Consider the following 20,065-nt stretch of genomic DNA (forward strand, 5'->3'; position numbering starts at 1 on the left):
ATTGATAAATTATTTAACTATAAAAAATTAACTATTGAATTTATAGTTTTTCTTATATAATCTTTTGAAATTTCTAATTTTTCTCTTTCTTCATTATTTAAATTTAAATCTAATACCTTTTTTATGCCATTTTCTCCCAAAATAACAGGTCTTGAATAAGCTAAATCTCCTTGAGCAAAACTTAAAGGTATTATTAAATTCTCATCTTCAAATATAGCTTTAATTACTCTAGCTATTGTACTACCTATACCAAATTCGGTTTTTTTCTTAACTTGAAAAATTTTTCCACCTTTAAATCTAGTATCGTTTTCTAATTCATTTATGTTTAGCTTTAAATTTTTATATATTTCATTTAAATTTTTATCAGCAATTCTAATTTGACTTTCATATATGAATTGAGTATCACCATGCTCACCTAACATATAGGCGTTGAAACTTTTATAATTTATATTTAAATCATTTGCAATATGTATTTTTAATCTTGCACTATCAAGCGAAGTCCCTGTTCCTAAAACTCTAAAAGATGGTAGTTTGCTTAGTTTTTGTGCATAATATACTATACTATCATTTGGGTTTGTTGCTATTACAAAAATTCCAGCAAAGCCATCAAGTTCTAATATAATATCTTTTAGAGCTTCATAATTCCTTCTTAATTCAAAAGTTCTATCTTGCATTATGCAAGTAGTAAATGATAATACTATAATATCGCACTTTATTAGTTCAGAAAGATTTTTTGCAGCTTTGATTTTAGTATTTGAATTTGTATATTCTAAACTATCTTCTAAGTCCATTTTAGAGGCTAAAGCTAAATTTTCTATTTTGTCATATAGTATAAGCTCATTAGCAATATTACGAGAACTTAGCATAAAACTTGCGGCCGAACCAACAGCACCAATTCCTATAATTCCCACTGATTTCATTTTAATAATCCTTTAAAAATATTAATACTATCAAGCTGCTCCCAAGGATAACTTGCAACTCCAACTTGCCCATAAGTTGCAACATCAGCATAAGAAAATCCAGCTTTACTAGGCTCATCTAATCTAAATTTTTCTTTAATCCATCTAGGAGTTAATGCGAAATTTCTTTCAACAAATGCACTTAAAATATTATCATCAACACTTGCATTTGTCCCCATACAATCAACATTTACGCTAATTGGTTTTGCAATTCCTATTGCATAGCTAATTTGCACTATACATTTTTTAGCTAAGCCACTTGCAACTATATTTTTTGCTACATATCTAGCTGCATAAAGCCCACTTCTATCAACTTTTGTGTAATCTTTTGAGCTTTGTGCACCTCCTCCTATTGGGCTATATCCACCAAAACTATCCACTATTAATTTTCTTCCTGTTAAGCCACTATCGTGAAGGCTTGAGTGGTTTACATATCTTCCTGTTGGATTAATATAAATAATGCAATCATCTTTATTAAATAGCTCTTTTGGTAAGCCCGAATTACAAATTAAATTCATAATTTTTGAGCGAACTTCATCAAGACTTAGGCTACTTACACTTGGAGCTGAAACTACTATTGTATGGATTTTTTTAGGCTTACAATTTTCATAATTTTCCTTGCTCTCATAATCAATTGTAACTTGAGTTTTAATATCTACTCCAAATTCATGTGGATTATTTAGAGCATATTCATATACTTTATTACAAATCATTCTCGCATAAAAAATCGCAGCAGGCATAAATTCAGGTGCTTCGCTACTTGCAAAGCCAAACATCATACCTTGATCACCTGCTCCTATTTCTCCACTTTCTTGATCTACGCCTTGATTAATATCATTACTTTGCTCGTTTAATAACACTTGCACTTTAACATCACTTGGGTGTAAGCATTCAGCCTTGCTAAAATGAGAATTTTCTTTATAACCTATTTTAATTAAAGCGTTTTTAACTACTTCTTCATATTCACTTTCACTAACCTTTAAATTAGATTTAATCTCTCCACCAATTATTACATTCTTTCCAGCGACAAAAACCTCACTAGCAACGCGAGCGTTTTTATCATAATTTATATGCAAATCAACAATGCTATCAGCAATGATATCAGCACATTTATCAGGGTGTCCTGCACTTACTACTTCACTTGTAAATAAATACATTTATTATCCTTAAACTAAATTTATTTGTTTTAATTTTATTATTAATAGTTAATATTTTGTAAGACAAATTTTTATATTAATATAATCATCCTTAAAAATTAATATAATTTTTAATTAATATTTGATATATTAAGCGTTTTTAAAAGGAGAAAGTATGAATGTTTTAGCTTCTATGGTTAAAAGGTATAAGAGTACAAATTTAATTATACAAATTTTAATCGGTATTGTTTTAGGTATTTTAGTTGGGTTATTTGTTCCTGATTTTGTTGATTTTACATCTTTAATGGGTAGTTTATTTGTTGGGGCTTTAAAGGCTATTGCGCCTATGCTGGTTTTTATATTAGTTTTAAGTGCTATATCTACTCGTGAATATGGTAATGGAACTAAAAAATTAAGAAAAGTTATAATTTTATATTTAATTGGAACATTTTTAGCATCAGTTTGTGCTGTTATTGCTAGTTTTTTATTCCCTACAACTTTGCATTTGCAAATTTCAAATAGTGTAAGTATAACCCCACCTGCAAGTATATCAATAGTATTTAAAGACTTAATTTTTAAAATGGTTGATAATCCTGTTAATGCCCTTGTAACAGGCAATTATATAGGAATTTTAACTTGGGCTATTGCTGCTGGAATTGCTCTTAAATCAAGTTCAAAAGAAGCTAAAAAAATTTTAATTGACTTAAATGAAAGTGTAGTAAAAGTTGTTCGTTTTATAGTTCGCCTTGCACCATTTGGTATTTTTGGTCTTGTTAGTGATAGTGTTAAAACTGCTGGTGTTGAATCTATGGCAAATTATATTCAATTATTGTTTGTTTTAGTTGGCACTATGCTTTTTATTACATTTATAATTAACCCATTAATGGTATTCATGGTTACTAGAAAAAATCCTTATCCATTAGTTTGGGTTTGCATAAAACACTCAGCAATTTATGCATTTTTTACAAGAAGTTCAGCTGCAAATATTCCTGTAAATATGGCACTATGTTCAAAAATTAATGTTGATAAAGAATTATATGGAGTATCAATTCCACTAGGTGCTACAATTAATATGGCTGGAGCTGCTGTTACGATAGCTATTTTAGCACTTGCTGCTGTTCATACATTAGGTCTTAATATTACTTTTACACAGGCTTTATTGCTTAGCTTTTTAGCTGCATTTGCTGCTTGTGGAGCTAGTGGGGTTGCTGGTGGCTCACTTTTACTTGTTCCTTTAGCGTGTTCATTATTTGGGATAAATGATGATATTGCTATGCAAGTAGTTGGGGTTGGCTTTATAATTGGAGTTATTCAAGATAGTGTTGAAACAGCTTTAAATAGTTCTACTGATGTATTATTTTCAGCAATTTGCTCAGATACTGAAGTTGATATAAGTAGGGTATAAAATGGAATGGGATTTAAGTATAATTTATAAAAACAAAGAAGAATTATATAAAATTTTAAAAGATTTAGAAAATCAAGCAAACGATTTTGCTTTAAAATACGAAAATAATTTAAAAAATGAAAAAGAATTTGAAAATATCATTTCAAAATTAGAAAGCATTTATAATGAGTTAAGCCGTGCTGGAGCTTATGCGTATTTACATTTTGCAAAAGATAGTGCAAATGGAGCGTTTTTACAAGAAATAAGCACAATTTGCACTAATATTGAAAGTAAATTGGTGTTTTTTGAAATTGAGTTTTGCGAATTAGAAAACGCACAAGAAATTGCAAATAATTGTAAAAAATATTCATATATGCTAAATAATTGGCTAAAAGCTAAAAAATATCAATTAAGCAAAAGCAACGAGCAAGTATTTATGAAAATGAATATAAATGGTAAAGAAGCATTTTCAAGATTATTTGATGAATACTTAAGTAATATTACCTTTAAACTTGATTTAAAAAAAATCAGCGAAGAAGAACTATTAAGCAAACTTTATAGCCCTGATAGAGCTTTAAGAAAAAGAGCAGCCGATGCACTTACAAAAGGACTTAAGAAAAATATAAAAACTCTATGCTTTATTTTTAATATGATTAAAAATAATCACTTAAGTGAATGCGAGCTAAGGGGCTATGAAAATCCTATGCAAGCAAGGAATTTGAGTAATCAAATTGAAGATGAAAGTGTAAAAAGCCTAATAAAAGCAGCCGAAAATAATTATCATTTAGTAGAAAATTATTACAATAAAAAGCGTGAAATTCTAGGTCTTAAAGAATTAAAAGACTATGATAGATACGCTCCACTTTATGATGATATTAGCAATGATTGGGATTTTGAGAAATCTTGTAAAGTTGTAAAAGATACTTTTAATAAATTTAGCCCAAAATTTGCTGAACTTATGCAAAAAGCACTTGATAATAAAGCCCTTGATGTATACCCTGCTAAAAATAAGCGTAGTGGAGCATTTAGCTATGGCATAAATCCTCAACCATTTGTAATGCTAAATCATACAAATAATAGAAGAGATTTATTCACTTTAGCACACGAATTAGGGCATTTAATCCATCAAAGTCTAGCAGGAGAAAATCTAGGGTATTTTAATGCAAATACTCCGCTAACTACAGCTGAAACTGCTAGTGTTTTTGCTGAAATGCTAGTTTATGACGCTATTAAAGATACACTTAGCCCTAAGGATAAAAAAGCACTTTTAGCAAGTAAAATTGAAGATATATTCGCAACATTTTTTAGACAAATTAATTTTACAAATTACGAAATCGCTCTACATAATCACGAAGGTGAATTAAGTGTTGATGAGTTTTGCGACTTATGGCTAGCTGAAGGACAAAAAATGTTTGGTAGTAGCGTAAAACTACGCAAAAAATACAAATATTGGTTTAGCTATATCCCACATTTTATCCATTCGCCGTTTTACTGCTACGCGTATTCTTACGCACAATTATTAGTTTTAGCATTATTTGGGCTTTATAAGAGTGGAAAATGTGCTAATTTCGTAGAGCTTTATACAGAATTTTTAGCAAGTGGCGGAAGTCGCTCTCCGGCTGAATTGGTAGGACTTTTTGGACTTGATTTAAATAGTGATGAGTTTTGGCAATTAGGAATTAATGAAATTGCTAAAATGGTTAAGGAATTTTGCGAATGAATTATTTAGATAGACTAAATCCTGCTCAAAAACAAGCCGCTACATTTGTAGATGGAAGTTTATTAATCTTAGCTGGTGCTGGAACTGGCAAAACCCAAACAATGATTAGCAGATTAGTCTATTTAATAAGTGAAGTTGGAATTAGCCCTGAATCAATTTTAAGCCTTACATTTACAAATAAAGCCGCAGCTTCAATGAAAGAAAGAGCTATAAAAATGCTAAATGAAATAGGTTTTGATGGTAAATTGCCAATTCTTAGCACTTTTCATAGTTTTGGAATGGATTTTTTAAGTGAATATGTAGAATTACTTGATGGTCGTAGGCGAAAAAATTATAGATTACTTGATACCGATGATAAGAAAGACATTGTAAAAAATTTAGTTTTGGATAGGATTAAATTAAACGACCCAAATTTTTTACAAAAAAAAGATGCAGAAATATTAAAAGAAGAAAGAGAATACTTAAGTGAGCAAACAAAATTTGCTCTTTCTTATATAGAAAAAGTAAAAAATACTTTAGAATTTGAATCATTAAATTCTTTTCATGAAATATATTTAGATTACGAAAGTATTTTGGCAAGTAGTAATTTAATTGATTTTGATGATTTAATCGTTTTACCACACGATATTTTAAAAGATAATCCAGCTATGGCAAAAAGAGTTAGTGAAAAATATTCTTATATAATGGTAGATGAGTATCAAGATACAAATTTAGCTCAATTAAAATTATTAAAATTATTATGTAAGGCTCATCAAAATATCGTTGTTGTTGGCGATGATGATCAAAGTATTTATTCATTTCGCCACGCAAGAGTTCAAAATATATTAGGATTTTCTGATGATTTTCAAGACGCAAAAATTATAAAACTTGAAGAAAATTATAGAAGTACTAAAACTATCCTAGAACACGCAAATAGCGTGATAGCAAACAATAAATCAAGATATGGAAAAGAACTTTTTACAAATAATACTTATGATGATAATATTAGCAAACTTGATAATCACTATGAAGTAGTTTATGAGATTAAAAGATTGATTGATAGTGGCGTAAAACATAATGAAATTTGTATTATTTATAGAATGAATATGAGCGCAAATTTTATGGAGCCGAGATTAATTAGTGAAAATATACCTTATAAAGTTATAGGTTCAGTGCCGTTTTTTGAAAGAGCTGAGATAAAATTGCTTTTAAATTATTTAAGACTTTATGTTGATCATAATGATAATATTGCTTTTAGAAAAATCATAAATATGCCTAAAAGAAAATTTGGAGAAAAGGCATTACAAAAACTTGAAAGTATCGCTACAAAGCATTCTTTATTTGAGAGTTTAAAGGATAATTTAGCAATTTTTAAAAATAAAGAAATAGAAATGTTTGTAGATTTATTTACTAGCACACAGGATAAATTTGCTTTATTTTTGAATAAATTATTAGACTTAGAAGTTCATAAATTATTTGATAATGTAAAGATTAGAGAAGAAAATTGTGGATTATTTTTTGATATTGTTAGAAGAGAATGTGGCTTTAATGCTGATATCACAAAGCTTACAAATTTATTAAATAAAATTGTTTTACAAGAGCAAATTTTAAGAGAAAGTAATGAATGTATAAATCTTTTAAGTATTCATGCAAGTAAGGGACTTGAGTTTGAATATGTGTTTTTAATTGATTGTGATAGTGGCAAAATGCCTTGCACTTATATTAAAAATGTAGATATAGAAGAAGAGCGAAGACTTTTATATGTTGCAATTACTAGAGCAAAAAAGAAATTTTATTTACAATATGATTTAACAAATCCTAGTATTTTTGTAACTGAAATAATGTTTAAAAAAGAAGAAAAAAAAGAAAAATTAATTGAAAGTTATGATGAATTTAAAATAAATTCTTTAGTATCTCATAAAATATTTGGCATAGGTAAGGTTGTAGGAACTGATGGTAATACAATAAGTGTCAATTTTCAAGGGAATATTAAAAAAATAAATAAAGATTTTATAAAATTAATTTAATAGGGTGATTATGAAAATATTATGTTGTCTGTTTTTTGCTTTTAGTGTTTTTGCTTATACACTTGATTATCCTGGTGATACTCCGCCATTAGATGCTAGTCCTAATTGGCAAGACCCTACGATACCTGATGATTTAGATAATACAAATGTTGAAAAACCTAATGAAATTGATGAGTTTGGAAAAATGTTTAATGAACTTGACGAGAAAAAACAAAAAAAACTTAAAAAATTTTTTAAGTTTTTATTAGAAGATGATGAAGAAGAAAAGGTTATAGAAGAACCTATCCCAGAAGTAGTAGAGAAAAAGAAAGGCGACGGAATAGATATAAAAGTCTATGAAAATGGCAAACCATATAAGGCAAAATCCAATAATAAGAAAAATGGTAACATACAAATAAATATCAATTAGATTAAGATATGGGTTAATAAAATTCAGTTAGAATACAAGTTTTATTTAAATTTATTTTGAGGAAATGTTTAATAAATGAATAAGATAATCTTATCATTTGTTGTTAGTGGTAGCTTACTAGCTTCAAATTATAGGCTTGTCCATCTAAGTTCAGATGGTGTAGCTTTATCTAGCTCGAACCTTGCAAAAAGCTTTAGTGCTGATGCTGCTTTTATTAATCCAGCGAATATGGCATTTTTAGGCGATAAACCTAGGCTTCATACTAGTATTAATTATTATAATATTAGTGGTTCTAGATATAAAAATAATTTAAAAACAGTAAATGGTAAGCCTTATTTAAATGCAAGTGATACACATGGTAAGGAATTTACATTTTTTTTACCTACTATTGCTGCGGTTTATCCTATTAATGATAGACACTATGTAGGACTTGCCGGATATTCAGATTTTGCAGCTGTTTATGGCTGGAATGGAGATTATGCTAAAGCATTAATAGATACTATGGATATTCGTGGCGGAACTCTTGCTATATCTTATGCTTACAAGGCTAGTAGTGAATTGAGTTTTGGTGCTAGTTTGAAAGTAAATTATGCTAAAGTTAAGTATTCTTTAATAAAAGACAATGCGAAAAATCCAAGATATGTTCCAGTTGATGGTCGTAAACCTATTTTGACAGTTTATGATGATAATGGAGTTTCTCAAAATATATATCCTAGTTTTGCATATAGCGGTAGTGGAAAGGCTGATACAAAATACACATTAGGATATTCATTATCAGCTACATATAGACCTGATTATTTTGATAATAAGTTGAGTTTTTCATTGTTATACAATTCATCACATAATAATCGTTTTAGGGGTAATTTTGATTTTAAAATGTCTAAATTTGCCATGCATGATTTTATGTATTCATTAATCCCTAGTTCATTAGAAAATATAAACCCTAGTGATAATAAAAAAATGGGTGAGTTGCTTGGTATGGCTATAGGATATGCTTCTGTTATAACCGAAACTGTAAATCCTATTACAGGTAAACCACAAAAATCACAAGATGATACAGTTCATTATAGTGGACCTATGGCTACTAGTATGCTTTATCCTGCAAATGTAAATTTAGGTATAGCTTATGAACATGGAAAGCATGAATTTATGTTTAATATAGGTAGGACATTTTGGAAAAAGAGTAAAGAGCTTAGCATAGATATAAATGTTCCAAATATGCCAGGTAAATTACAAGAGTTGGCTTATAAGTTAGGTGAAGCATGTAAACAACAAGATTTATGTAAAGATGGTGAACAACTTAACCCTATTAAAGTTATAACAGAAGCTAGTAAATTAGCAGCTAGTTTAAGTCCAGATGAACGCAAACAAATACAAGAGTATATATTAGCTAATTTTATTAAGCAAAGTTTTGATCAAGGATATAAAGATACCACATTAATTAGCTTAGGCTATAGATATAATTATAGTGATGAGCTATCGTTTATGTTGGGTTTTGCTACTGAAGATAGCCCAGTAAGAAGACAAAAAATAAGCTTCTTAGCAAAGGATAGTAGAATGTATATGTATTCAGCTGGCGTTGAATATAGGTTTGATAAGCAATTAACTTTAAGTTTATCAGGTGCTTATCAGCATTATGCTGATATAGAAATAAATAATGTTGATAATTTATTATTGTATTCTAGTGGTAAATTTTCTCGCCAATCAAATCAAATTATAAATTTAGGTATAAATTACGAATTTTAAAGGATAAGAAGTGCAAAATTATTATGAATATTTACAAGAATACTCCAAGCTAAATCGTACAGCTATTTTTGATGCTAATGGTAAGATTTCTTTTAAGGAGTTAAAACTTTTAGTTGATAAAATGATAGCTTTTTTACAACATAATGGTGTTAAGAGTGGGGATAATGTAGCTTTTATTATGAGTAATTGTAAAGAATTTATGATTTTATATTTTGCTATTACTTCTATGCGTGCAGTTGCAGTTCCAATAAATACAATGCTTAAAAAAGATGAGTATAGTTATATTATAAAAGATTGTAATGCAAAGTTGTTGATTATAAGCGATGGAATACCTGAAGCCATCGCTTTAAAAGATACTTATAGTGATATTTTAATAATGCATTCTTTTGATATGGAAGTTAAAGATGGTTATTTATCAAGTTATTTAAAATTTGCTCCAGTATATAACTACGAAAGCAAAGCTTGTATTAATGATAATGTTCATATAATTTATACATCAGGCACTACTGGGCTTCCTAAAGGTGTATTATTGAGCTATAAAAATATTTTATCAAATATAAATTCTATAAGGCGTGATTTTAATGTAAATAGTAAAGATAGAGCTATTGCATATTTACCTATGTTTCATAGTTTTACTCTAACCGCTGTATGTTTATTATTATTATTAAGTGGCTGTTCTTTAGTAATTGAGCGTTCAGTTTTACCGTTTTCAAATGTTATAAAGCAAATTTTATTTAAAAGAGTAACGATATTATTTTCAGTACCAGTAATATTAAATGCATTAATGAAAGCAAAGTTACCTTGGTATTTTATGTGGTTTCATAAAATTAGAATTATAGTATCAGGCTCTAGTGCTTTAAGTGAAACTACACTTAGATATTATAAAGATAAATTTAAAAGAACTAGTGTATTAGAAGGTTATGGACTTAGTGAATGTTCTCCTGTTGTTTCAGTTAATCGTATAGATAAGCAAAAAGTTAATTCAGTAGGATTACCTTTATATGGCTATCAGGTTAAAATAGTTGATGATGATTTAAAAGAAGTAGCTGCTGGAGAAACTGGTGAGCTTATAGTAAAAGGTGATTGTGTTATGCAAGGATATTATAATAAACCTGAATTAACTAGCGAATCTATAGAAGGCGATTGGCTTAAAACCGGTGATATTGCTAGAGTTGATGATGATGGTTTTATATATATTGTAGATAGAAAAAAAGACATAATCATATCTAAAGGAATTAATATTTATCCTAGAGAAATAGAGGATGTGATATTAACTTTAGAAGAAGTTGAAACTTGTGCTGTTATAGGTGCTAAGGACGAAGAGCTTGACGAGAGTGTTGTAGCGTATGTTTGTTTAAAAGAAGGTAAAAAACTTTTAGCTAAGGATATACAAAAACATGTTAGAAGTTGTCTAGCAAATTATAAAGTTCCTAAAACAATATATTTTAGAGATGAACTGCCGAAAAATGCGGCTGGAAAAGTTTTAAAAAAAGAATTAAAAAAAGAGTTGAATGTTGGAAAAAATTAAAGAATTTTTATCGGAAAATTATAAAGAGTGTGAATTATATAATAAATTAAAAAAAGATGGTATTAGTGATGATTCATGTGAAGTTTTAAGGGTTATGCTTGATAAAACTATACAATCAAATTTTGGTACCAAATTTAATTTAATTGTAAAAGAAGCGTTTGGCGTAAAGGATAGTAGGGATTATATATCGTATTTGCCTTGTTTTGTAGAACTTTATGATAATAATTTTATACAAGAAATTACTGGAAAACAAATAAATTATAAAGATAATTCAGGATTAATTTTATTTCAATCATTAGCATTGACAAGATATGCACATATTTATTTTGGATTAGCGAACGAATTTGATAATGCTAAATTAATAAGCGATAGTGAATTATTAGAGTATAAGAGTAAGCCATATAATGATTTGAATATATATCTTAATGATTGCTTTGATATGATAGATGCTAGAATCAAGTTAGAATTTTTAACAGCCGATTTAAGATTTGATTTAATTAATTCAAGATTAAAAAATAGTCATAATTTTTATAATCCTTTTAATGAATTAATGAAGGAATTTGGCTTAAATTTAGAAGAAGTTTTGGTTTTAATGGCGTTAGCAAAAGAGGAATTTACAGGTTCTAAAAAACCTTTACACTATGAAGAATTATTAAATTTAATAAGCCCTTATCAAATAGATAAGATAAAAAATTATGAGATTTTGAGTGAGGATTCAAAATTATTAAGTAATGAATTAATAGAATATTTTGGCAATGACAATAGATTTATTTTGGGTGAAAATAGTATAAAATATTTTTATCCTAATAAGGGTGATAATTTAAAATCTATTGTTGAAAATATGGGCTTTTTTGAATATTTAGATATCAGTGAAGTTGATTTGGTTTTAAGTAAAGATGTTAGTGAATTAGCTACAAATTTAAAAAAGCGCTTAAGCAAGAGTGTAGCTAAGAGATTAAAAGAATGGGGTATAGTAAAGGACGATATTTTAAGGGCAAATATTATTTTTTATGGTCCTCCAGGTACTGGAAAAACAATAAGTGCTAGTTATATAGCAAAAATTTTAAAAAGAGAAATTATAACGCTTGATTGTTCTAAAGTATTAGATAAATATGTTGGTGAAAGTGAAAAAAATGTTAGAGCAATTTTTGATAATTACAAAGAAATTTGTAAAAATATTAAAAATCGTCCTATTTTATTATTAAATGAGGCTGACCAGTTTTTAAGCACTAGAAGCGTTGCAAGTCATGGAAGTGAATTAATGCATAATCAAATGCAAAATATATTTTTAGAACAACTTGAAAAATTTGATGGTATTGTAATAGCTACAACTAACTTTTTAGATAGTTTAGACCCAGCGTTTTCAAGAAGATTTGAATATAAAATTAAATTTAGTAATCCTACAAAGGATGAAAGAGAAAAAATTTGGAAATTACATCTTCCTAAGAAAGCTACATACGAGAGTGGTTTTAAATTAGATACTTTACTTGATTATGAGTTAAGTGGTGCACAAATTAAGATGATTATAAAAAATACTGCTATTAAAATAGCACAACAAGATGGAATCTTTAGGGTTAATGATTTTGTATCATATATTAAAAAAGAATTAGAAAGTGATTTTTCTAAGGATATCAAAATGGGGTTTAATTAGTATTTTATTTTTTAAGAAAGTTTATTTTAATTTAATATTAAGGAGAAAGATATGAAAAAAACTTATGAAGAAATATGTGAAATTTTAGATGAAAAGATGGCTATTATTGAAGATGAAAATACACCATTATTTGAATTAGTTGATGCATATAAAGAAGGTATTAAACTAATTAGCGAAGCTAGAACTTTATTAGATGAGGCTACTAAAGAAATTGAAAATGTTAGTCAGAATAAAGATGGTGAAAAATCAGGAGAAATTTATTATGCTGATCATGGGGCTATATTTTGAAAATAGCTGCTTTGCAATTAAGTACCCAACCATTAAGTAATGCTAGACTTGATTATTATTTGAGAATTTGTGAACAAAAAGGTGTTCGCTTAGTGGCTATGGGAGAGTATGTTTTAAATAGTTTTTTTACAGAACTAAAGAATATACCACATAACTTAATTAAAGAGCAAAGTACAATAAAAATAAATGCTTTAAAAGAATATAGTAAAAATTATAATATTTGTATAGTTGCGCCAGTTATTTTACCATTAAATAAACAATTAAAAAAAACTTGTTTGATAGCTAATAATGGCAATGTCAAATATATTGACCAGCAGATTTTTATGCCTTATTCTCATTGGAATGAGGCTGATTTTTTTCAGGTTACTAATAAAGTTTGTAAATTACATACTTTTAAATGTGATAATTTTAAAATTGGCGTATTATTTGGATACGAAGTACATTTTGATGAATTTTTTAAAAAAGCTAGTGAATTAGATTTGCTAATAGTCCCTACCGCAAATACATATAGTAGTAATTCTCGTTGGATGGAATTAATCAAAATGAGAGCTTTTTTAAAAAATATTAATATTTTAAGAGTTAATCGTATAGGTAGTGTTATGGTAGATGATTATGAATGGTCTTTTTACGGTGGCTCTTTTTTGTGTAATGGATATGGTGATATTATCCAAGAATTAGGTGAAAATGAAGAAGTTTTAATTAGCGAAATTGATAAATTTAATAGTGCCGCTAATTTTTGGAGATTTAAAGAAGTGAGTGATAGAATTGGTAAAAGAGTTTTATAACAGACAAGAATTATTATTAAAAGATAAACAAAATAATCTTTTTGGCAAAAGGGTAGCTATTATAGGTGCAGGTGGCTTGGGTAGCACAATAGCTTATGCTTTAGGAAGTGTTGGATTAAAAGAAATTATTATAGTTGATTTTGACATAGTTAGCGTTAGTAATATACAAAGACAAATTATGTTTTCATTTGATGATGAAAATAAATTTAAGGTTGATTGTTTTAAAAAATTAGAAAATAGAAGTTATACAAAAATTACTCCTTTGGTTATGAATGCAAGCGATTTTTTTGATACTTATCCTAATGTTGATTTGATAATGGATGCAACTGATAATGTAGAAACTAGACTTGTAATTGATACTTATGCTAAAAAAAATAATATTGCTTGGGTGTATGCTAGTGTTGAAGAATTTTTTATAAATTTTGGAATTATTAAGGAAAAGGAATTTTTATTTAATAAAGAAGTAAAAAGAGTTAAACCACAAACTACTCCTATGGTTATGCTGAGTGCATGTCTAGCTTCATCTTTAGCCTTAAAATATTTAGCAGGTTATGATGTTAAAATTAATTATGTTTATTATTTTGATATATCAAAAGATATTATAAATTTAAATAAGTTTAATTTATGAGTATTCAAATTAGAGCCTTTTTATTATTAGCATTTGCTGCTATTGTTTGGGGACTTTCTTTTAAACCTACACAGTGGATATTAGAAACTAGTGGTGTATATGAGTATTTATTTTATAGATTTTTCATATCTGCTATAGTTTTTTTTCTTATTACTAAAAAAGATATTTTATTACATTATAAGAAAACTTATTTTTGCGGAATAATTACTGGAATTTGTATGGGTATAGCATTTGTTACTCAAACTTTAGCTTTGCCTCATACACAAAGTTCAAGTGTTGCTTTTTTAACTGGACTAAGTGTAATTATCGTACCATTTTTAAATTTCATTATAAATAAAGAAAAAATAAGTATAAAAGCAGTTTTATTATCATTTATTGCTTGTATAGGAATGTTTTTCTTTAGTGATGCGAATTTAAATAATTTTGGAATAGGTGAATATTTTTCTATAATTTGTGCTTTCTTTTTTGGTTTATTGATAATTTTAAATACGAGGTATTTAAAGGATAATGATTTAAATACATTTGTATTTTTTCAATTTTTGGGTTGTGTAATATTATGTTTTTTAGCTAGTATATTTTTGGATAAATTAAGTGTATCTCCTATTAAAAATTTAGATGTTTTTTTATATATTGTTGCTGCTGCTTTAGTTTTAACCATTTTTTGTTTCTTTGCACAAAATTATGCTCAAAAATATTTAAGTGCTGAAAAAGTTGCTATATTGCTATTGTTAGAACCAATATCAGCTGGAATTTTAGGTTATTTTTATGGTGAAATTTTTACTACTTTACAAATCATAGGAGCAGGGTTAATTTTGATTGCTCTAGCATTTTCTTAAAGGATTTTTATGAAAAAAATATTTTTTATCGGTATTGGTGGCATTGGTCTTAGTGCGTTGGCTAGATTTTTAAATGAGCGTGGAATTAGTGTTTTAGGAAGCGATGTTTATGAGAGTGAATTAGTAAAAGAATTAAGAGCAGAAGGAATTGCGGTTTTTATAGGTCATAGTGCATCAAATTTAAGCAATGATATTGATTTAGTAGTGCATTCAGCAGTAATTCGTGAAAACAATCCTGAAATAAAAAAAGCAAAAGAACTAGGTATAAGAGTTCTATCAAGAAAAGAAGCCTTGCCACTTATTTTAGAAAACAAAATGCTTTTTGCAGTTGCAGGTGCACACGGCAAAAGCACTACAAGTAGTATCCTAGCAAATATTTTGCAAAGCTCTTTTATAATCGGTGCAGTGGATAAAAGAGCTGGTAAAAATATGGTGTATAAAACTAGTGAAAAATTAGTTTTTGAAGCTGATGAGAGTGATAGTTCGTTTTTGAATTTAAATCCTGCTTTAAGTATAGTAACTAATGCTGAACCTGAACATTTAGAGCATTATAATCACGATTTAAACGCTTTTTATAAAGCTTATACAGACTTTTTAAAACAAAGCAAAATTAGAGTAATTAATGCTGAAGATGAGTTTTTAGCTACAATTGATTTAGATTGTGAAAGGCTAGTGCCTAGCGAAGATATTAAAAACTTAGAATTTGAAGTTAAGGATTATTTGCCTTTTATATCTTTTGATTTAAGAGATTTTGGTCGCTTTAGCGTGCAAGGTCATAGCGAATGTATAGCTATTGATACTGCTTTAGCAATACTTGCTGCTAGGTGTGTTGGACTAAGCCTAAGTGAGATTAAGCAAAATTTAAAAGATTTTTGTGGTATTAAAAAGCGTTTTGATGTTTTATATGCTAGTAAGGATTTTGTAATAATTGATGATTACGCTCATCATCCAACCGAAGTAAGAGAGACTAAAAAAGGCATATTTTCTTATGCAAAAGCACTAAATTTAGATGATACTATAGCGATTTGGCAACCGCATAAATACACAAGATTGCTTGATAATTTAGAAGGTTTTAAAACTTGTTTTGAAGGTTTTTCAAAGCTATTTATTTTGCCTGTTTATAGTGCTAATGAAGATGAAATTAAAATTGATTTAGCTAAGCATTTTCCTAATGCTTGTTTCATAGACGATATAAAAAGAGTTAATAATTCTTTAAAATTATTTAGTAATTTAGGAGAAATTACTTTAGATAAAGGCGTAGTGGTTGGATTTAACGCAGGTGATTTGACCTATAAATTAAGGGGCTTAAAATGATTAGATTTGCAATATTTTTAATATTGTTTTTTGCATTAATTGGTGTTTGCATTTATTATAAGGAAAAGTTAGGTTCTAAATTATATATTTTTGTAATGTCTTTTATAATTATTAGTTCATTAGTTGCTTTTATTTATACAGCATTTGATAATTCTGAGGGGATTTTAAAACAAAAAATATTAAATGCTTATATGAATGATGAAATTTTGGATTGTAGTGGTGTTAAAGTCAATAAAAAAACGCATAATTTTAATAATGGAACTTCAGTTTTTATTGATAATGTAACTTATGAAAAAACAAATATGTTTAAGTGTGAAATTTAGGAATTAATTTGAAAGGTATTATTTTATGTGCCCTGTCTGGCATTAGTTTTGGTTTAGCTTTTAGTATAGCACCATTAACATTTAATGATGGTGGTAGTAACCCTATAATATTAACTTTTTTACGCAATTTTTTTGCTTTACCTTTTTTGTTAGTAATGATGTTTGCATTAAAAGTTAGTTTTAAAATAAACAAAAATCAATTATTTTCATTAGTACTTTTAGGTATTTTAGGTAATGCTTTGACAGCACTTATGTTAAATGTCGCATTATTTTATGTAGATGTTGGTATAGTAATGCCTTTGCATTTTACATATCCATTATTTGTATTTTTAGGTATGGTTATTTTTTATAAAGAAAAAATTAATAGTAAAAATATTTTAGCTTTGTTTTTAGCAATGGTTGGAGTAGGGTGTTTTTTTGTAAGTGCAATAGGTGGTTTATCACAAATTTCTAGTGGTATTTTAAAGGGCTTAATTATTGCTTTAGCTTCAGGTATTACTTATGCTTTTTATATAATTTATATGGATAAGTGTGGTTTAAAAAGTGAAAATCCATTTAAAATTTCTTTTTATGTAAGTGTATTTTCTGGTTTATCTATTTTTATCTATGGTAGTGTTGTTAATGAGCTTACTTTTTATAATTTAACTCCTAAAGCTTGGATACTATCGTTGCTTTTTGCATTATTATGTAATGTTATAGCTTTATCATTTTTACAAGTAGGTATTAAGTATATAGGTGCAAATATGGCTGCAATTATTACTACATTTGAACCATTAACTGGTGTTATAGGTGGAGTAATTATTTTAGGAGAAAGTGTTACAGTTATAAAATTATGTGCTTGTTTTTTTATATTAGCTGGTGTTTTAATATTATCAAAAAAATAAATATGTGTATTTTATAATTATTTATAGAATAGATTTTTTAGTTTTAAATTTATATAATTAATTTATAAATAATACAAAAATGTTTTTTATAAAAATAATAATTTAAAACATAAAGATATTTTAAATTAATGAGTTAATTGTTTTGTCTTTATGATAATTTATAGATTTTTATTACGATTTACTTTTTTCTTATTGTAAATATCACATAAAATTTCTTTCTATAAAATATCTTTATTTAATCTTATTTTATTCATTAGTTAATTATTGCGAATATTTAGCGTAATTTTTATCTTATTTTTATGGCTTTTCTTTGTTATAACAATTTTGAAAGTTTTACTTTTTTATCTTTAGAATATTACTAAAATATTAGCAAGTTATTTTAAATTATTATTATTTAATTTTTTAATTCAAATATTAATAATATTTACAAGCTATTTTATTAATAAAAAATAAAAATTGATTATAACCATAATACTTAAAATAATTAAAATTATTATTTGTTTGTAAATAAGTAAGTAATTTAAATTAGGAATTTCAAATTGAAATTCCTAAAATTAAGGATAAATCCTTGTAAGACTAGTTTTTATAAATTATTATTCTACTTCTGCATCTACTGCATCATCTTTTTCGCTTTTTTTAGCGTCTTTACTATCATCTTTTTTGTAAAGATTTTCAGCTAATTTATGACTTGCGTCGCTTAGTTTTTTCATTTTCTCATCTATTTGAGCTTTTGTTGCATTTTCGTTATTTGCTACATCATTTAGCTCATTTATTGCACCTTCAATCTCTTGTTTAATCGCAGGTTCTACTTTATCTCCTAAATCATTTAGGCTTTTTTGAACTTGATGAACTAGGCTTTGAGCTTGATTTTTCGCATCTACTATTTCTCTTCTTAATTTATCAGCTTCTTTGTTTTTCTCAGCTTCGTTTATCATATTTTTAATCTCTTCATCACTTAATCCGCTTGAACCTGTGATTGTAATATTTTGAGCTTTACCACTTGCTTTATCTAATGCACTTACCGTTAAAATACCATTTGCGTCAATATCAAATGTAACTTCAATTTGCGGCACACCTCTTGGAGCTGCTGGGATACCTTCAAGATTAAAATTACCAAGAGATTTATTATCACGGCTAAACTCACGCTCACCTTGTAAAACATTAATAGTAACTGCACTTTGATTATCTTCTGCAGTTGAGAATGTTTGGCTTTTTTTAGTAGGAATTGTTGCACCTTTTTCTATGATTTTACTCATAACTCCGCCTAAAGTTTCAATTCCAAGACTAAGTGGAGTAACATCAAGTAAAAGCACATCTTTTACATCACCTTGAATAATTCCTGCTTGAGTAGCAGCACCCATTGCAACAACTTCATCAGGATTTACGCTTTTATTTAGTTCTTTTCCAAATACTTTTTTAACTTCTTCTTGAACTAAAGGCACACGAGTTGAACCTCCAACCATTACTACTTCTTTAATCTCGTTTTTGCTAATTCCTGCTTCACTTATAACTTCATTGATTTTTGTGATAGTTTCAGCCACAAGTGAGTCAATCATTCCTTCAAATTGAGCTTTTGTGATTGTTTTTACAAGGTGTTTTGGACCTGTTGCATCAGCTGTAATGAATGGTAAATTCACTTCAGTTTGATTTGTGCTTGAAAGCTCTTTTTTAGCGTTTTCTGCTGCTTCTTTTAATCTTTGTAACGCCATTTTGTCATTTCTTAAATCAATTCCTTGCTCATTTTTAAACTCAGTTGCTAAGAAATCAATTAATTTATTATCAAAATCATCTCCACCTAAAAACGCATTACCACCAGTTGCTAAAACTTCTACAACACCATCACCAGTTTCTAAGATTGTAACGTCAAATGTCCCACCACCTAGGTCATATACTGCAATTTTTTCAGCACTTACTTTATCAAGACCATAAGCTAGAGCTGCTGCGGTTGGTTCGTTTATAATTCTTAATACATTTAATCCTGCGATTTGACCTGCTTCTTTAGTAGCTTTTCTTTGTGCATCGTTAAAGTATGCTGGAACGGTAATTACTGCATCAGTTACAGATGTTCCTAAATAGCTTTCAGCATCTTCTTTAAGTTTCATTAAAACTTTTGAAGAAATTTCTTGTGGAGTGTAAGTTTTACCTGCAATTTCTATCGCACAAGCACCATTTCTATCTACTATTTTATAAGGTAAATGTTTTGCCGCTTCTTTAGCATTGTCTTCATTCATCATAAGACCCATAATTCTTTTAATTGAATAAATTGTTTTTTCTGGGTTTGCTACTGCTTGGCGTTTTGCACTATCACCTACTAAAACTTCGCCTTTATCTGTAAATGCTACTATTGAAGGAGTTGTGTTTTTTCCTTCTTTATTTGGAATTACTTTTTTTTCTCCACGCTCATAAATTGCTACACATGAATTTGTTGTTCCTAAATCTATACCTATTGCTTTTCCCATAATTTTCTC

The 20,065-nt window shown here is 27.8% G+C and carries 17 protein-coding genes; 14 read left to right on the forward strand and 3 right to left on the reverse strand.

All coding sequences use genetic code 11. The features are described 5' to 3' along the window. Nucleotides 1-17: 17 nt before the first annotated feature. Nucleotides 18-920: a lactate/malate family dehydrogenase gene (locus NY022_RS04630; protein ID WP_267523924.1), complete on the reverse strand. Its 903-nt coding sequence runs from the start codon at nt 918-920 to the stop codon at nt 18-20. Beyond that, a complete protein-coding gene (gene metK / locus NY022_RS04635) occupies nt 917-2,116 on the reverse strand; it encodes a methionine adenosyltransferase (RefSeq protein ID WP_267523926.1) in 1,200 nt (399 codons plus the stop codon). The genes NY022_RS04630 and metK overlap by 4 nt, the downstream gene beginning before the upstream one ends. Before the next feature lie 154 nt (nt 2,117-2,270). On the opposite strand from metK, the gene sstT reads away from it, so the two are divergent. The 14 genes from sstT (at nt 2,271) to NY022_RS04705 (ending at nt 17,597) form a co-directional block, all read left to right on the forward strand. After that, nucleotides 2,271-3,500 carry a serine/threonine transporter SstT gene (gene sstT, locus NY022_RS04640; RefSeq protein WP_267523928.1) on the forward strand — a complete coding sequence of 410 codons (1,230 nt, stop codon included), beginning with the start codon at nt 2,271-2,273 and terminating at the stop codon, nt 3,498-3,500. Between the two features lies 1 nt (nt 3,501). Continuing rightward, on the forward strand, nt 3,502-5,199 hold the full coding sequence (locus NY022_RS04645; protein WP_267523930.1) for a M3 family oligoendopeptidase: 1,698 nt from the start codon (nt 3,502-3,504) through the stop codon (nt 5,197-5,199). After that, nucleotides 5,196-7,205, forward strand: a complete 2,010-nt coding sequence (locus NY022_RS04650) for an ATP-dependent helicase (protein ID WP_267523932.1) — start codon at nt 5,196-5,198, stop codon at nt 7,203-7,205. The genes NY022_RS04645 and NY022_RS04650 overlap by 4 nt, the downstream gene beginning before the upstream one ends. Before the next feature lie 10 nt (nt 7,206-7,215). Next, nucleotides 7,216-7,614 (forward strand): hypothetical protein, encoded by a 399-nt coding sequence (locus tag NY022_RS04655; RefSeq protein ID WP_267523934.1) that lies wholly within the window; start codon nt 7,216-7,218, stop codon nt 7,612-7,614. Between the two features lie 75 nt (nt 7,615-7,689). Further along, nucleotides 7,690-9,360 carry an OmpP1/FadL family transporter gene (locus NY022_RS04660; RefSeq protein WP_267523936.1) on the forward strand — a complete coding sequence of 557 codons (1,671 nt, stop codon included), beginning with the start codon at nt 7,690-7,692 and terminating at the stop codon, nt 9,358-9,360. Between the two features lie 10 nt (nt 9,361-9,370). Beyond that, complete coding sequence (locus tag NY022_RS04665; RefSeq protein ID WP_267523938.1) at nt 9,371-10,888, forward strand: long-chain-fatty-acid--CoA ligase; 1,518 nt, start codon at nt 9,371-9,373, stop codon at nt 10,886-10,888. Then, on the forward strand, nt 10,872-12,539 hold the full coding sequence (locus NY022_RS04670) for an ATP-binding protein (protein ID WP_267523940.1): 1,668 nt from the start codon (nt 10,872-10,874) through the stop codon (nt 12,537-12,539). The genes NY022_RS04665 and NY022_RS04670 overlap by 17 nt, the downstream gene beginning before the upstream one ends. A 51-nt stretch (nt 12,540-12,590) precedes the next feature. After that, nucleotides 12,591-12,827 (forward strand): exodeoxyribonuclease VII small subunit, encoded by a 237-nt coding sequence (gene xseB / locus NY022_RS04675; protein ID WP_267523951.1) that lies wholly within the window; start codon nt 12,591-12,593, stop codon nt 12,825-12,827. After that, complete coding sequence (locus tag NY022_RS04680; protein ID WP_267523952.1) at nt 12,824-13,612, forward strand: carbon-nitrogen hydrolase family protein; 789 nt, start codon at nt 12,824-12,826, stop codon at nt 13,610-13,612. Before xseB ends, NY022_RS04680 begins: the two co-directional genes overlap by 4 nt. Next, a complete protein-coding gene (locus NY022_RS04685) occupies nt 13,584-14,240 on the forward strand; it encodes a HesA/MoeB/ThiF family protein (RefSeq protein ID WP_267523954.1) in 657 nt (218 codons plus the stop codon). The genes NY022_RS04680 and NY022_RS04685 overlap by 29 nt, the downstream gene beginning before the upstream one ends. Continuing rightward, nucleotides 14,237-15,076, forward strand: coding sequence for a DMT family transporter (locus NY022_RS04690; RefSeq protein WP_267523956.1), 840 nt, complete (start codon nt 14,237-14,239; stop codon nt 15,074-15,076). Before NY022_RS04685 ends, NY022_RS04690 begins: the two co-directional genes overlap by 4 nt. Nucleotides 15,077-15,085: 9 nt before the next feature. Continuing rightward, nucleotides 15,086-16,390: a UDP-N-acetylmuramate--L-alanine ligase gene (gene murC, locus NY022_RS04695; protein WP_267523958.1), complete on the forward strand. Its 1,305-nt coding sequence runs from the start codon at nt 15,086-15,088 to the stop codon at nt 16,388-16,390. Beyond that, nucleotides 16,387-16,713, forward strand: a complete 327-nt coding sequence (locus tag NY022_RS04700) for a hypothetical protein (protein ID WP_267523960.1) — start codon at nt 16,387-16,389, stop codon at nt 16,711-16,713. The genes murC and NY022_RS04700 overlap by 4 nt, the downstream gene beginning before the upstream one ends. An 8-nt stretch (nt 16,714-16,721) precedes the next feature. Then, the gene (locus NY022_RS04705) at nt 16,722-17,597 is read left to right on the forward strand and encodes a DMT family transporter (RefSeq protein ID WP_267523962.1); all 876 of its coding nucleotides are present in this window, start codon (nt 16,722-16,724) and stop codon (nt 17,595-17,597) included. 593 nt (nt 17,598-18,190) lie between these two features. Here the strand turns inward: NY022_RS04705 and dnaK are convergent. Beyond that, nucleotides 18,191-20,056, reverse strand: a complete 1,866-nt coding sequence (dnaK, locus tag NY022_RS04710; RefSeq protein WP_267523964.1) for a molecular chaperone DnaK — start codon at nt 20,054-20,056, stop codon at nt 18,191-18,193. Between the last annotated feature and the right edge of the window lie 9 nt (nt 20,057-20,065).

Origin of the sequence: Campylobacter sp. MG1 (assembly GCF_026616895.1) — a bacterium.
Taxonomy (GTDB): Bacteria; Campylobacterota; Campylobacteria; order Campylobacterales; family Campylobacteraceae; genus Campylobacter_E.

Bases quoted from the DNA above. Each gene is read 5' to 3' on its own strand.
- NY022_RS04630 (WP_267523924.1), bottom strand. From the start codon at position 920: ATGAAATCAGTGGGAATTATAGGAATTGGTGCTGTTGGTTCGGCCGCA.
- metK (WP_267523926.1), bottom strand. From the start codon at position 2,116: ATGTATTTATTTACAAGTGAAGTAGTAAGTGCAGGACACCCTGATAAA.
- sstT (WP_267523928.1), top strand. From the start codon at position 2,271: ATGAATGTTTTAGCTTCTATGGTTAAAAGGTATAAGAGTACAAATTTA.
- NY022_RS04645 (WP_267523930.1), top strand. From the start codon at position 3,502: ATGGAATGGGATTTAAGTATAATTTATAAAAACAAAGAAGAATTATAT.
- NY022_RS04650 (WP_267523932.1), top strand. From the start codon at position 5,196: ATGAATTATTTAGATAGACTAAATCCTGCTCAAAAACAAGCCGCTACA.
- NY022_RS04655 (WP_267523934.1), top strand. From the start codon at position 7,216: ATGAAAATATTATGTTGTCTGTTTTTTGCTTTTAGTGTTTTTGCTTAT.
- NY022_RS04660 (WP_267523936.1), top strand. From the start codon at position 7,690: ATGAATAAGATAATCTTATCATTTGTTGTTAGTGGTAGCTTACTAGCT.
- NY022_RS04670 (WP_267523940.1), top strand. From the start codon at position 10,872: ATGTTGGAAAAAATTAAAGAATTTTTATCGGAAAATTATAAAGAGTGT.
- xseB (WP_267523951.1), top strand. From the start codon at position 12,591: ATGAAAAAAACTTATGAAGAAATATGTGAAATTTTAGATGAAAAGATG.
- NY022_RS04690 (WP_267523956.1), top strand. From the start codon at position 14,237: ATGAGTATTCAAATTAGAGCCTTTTTATTATTAGCATTTGCTGCTATT.
- murC (WP_267523958.1), top strand. From the start codon at position 15,086: ATGAAAAAAATATTTTTTATCGGTATTGGTGGCATTGGTCTTAGTGCG.
- NY022_RS04700 (WP_267523960.1), top strand. From the start codon at position 16,387: ATGATTAGATTTGCAATATTTTTAATATTGTTTTTTGCATTAATTGGT.
- dnaK (WP_267523964.1), bottom strand. From the start codon at position 20,056: ATGGGAAAAGCAATAGGTATAGATTTAGGAACAACAAATTCATGTGTA.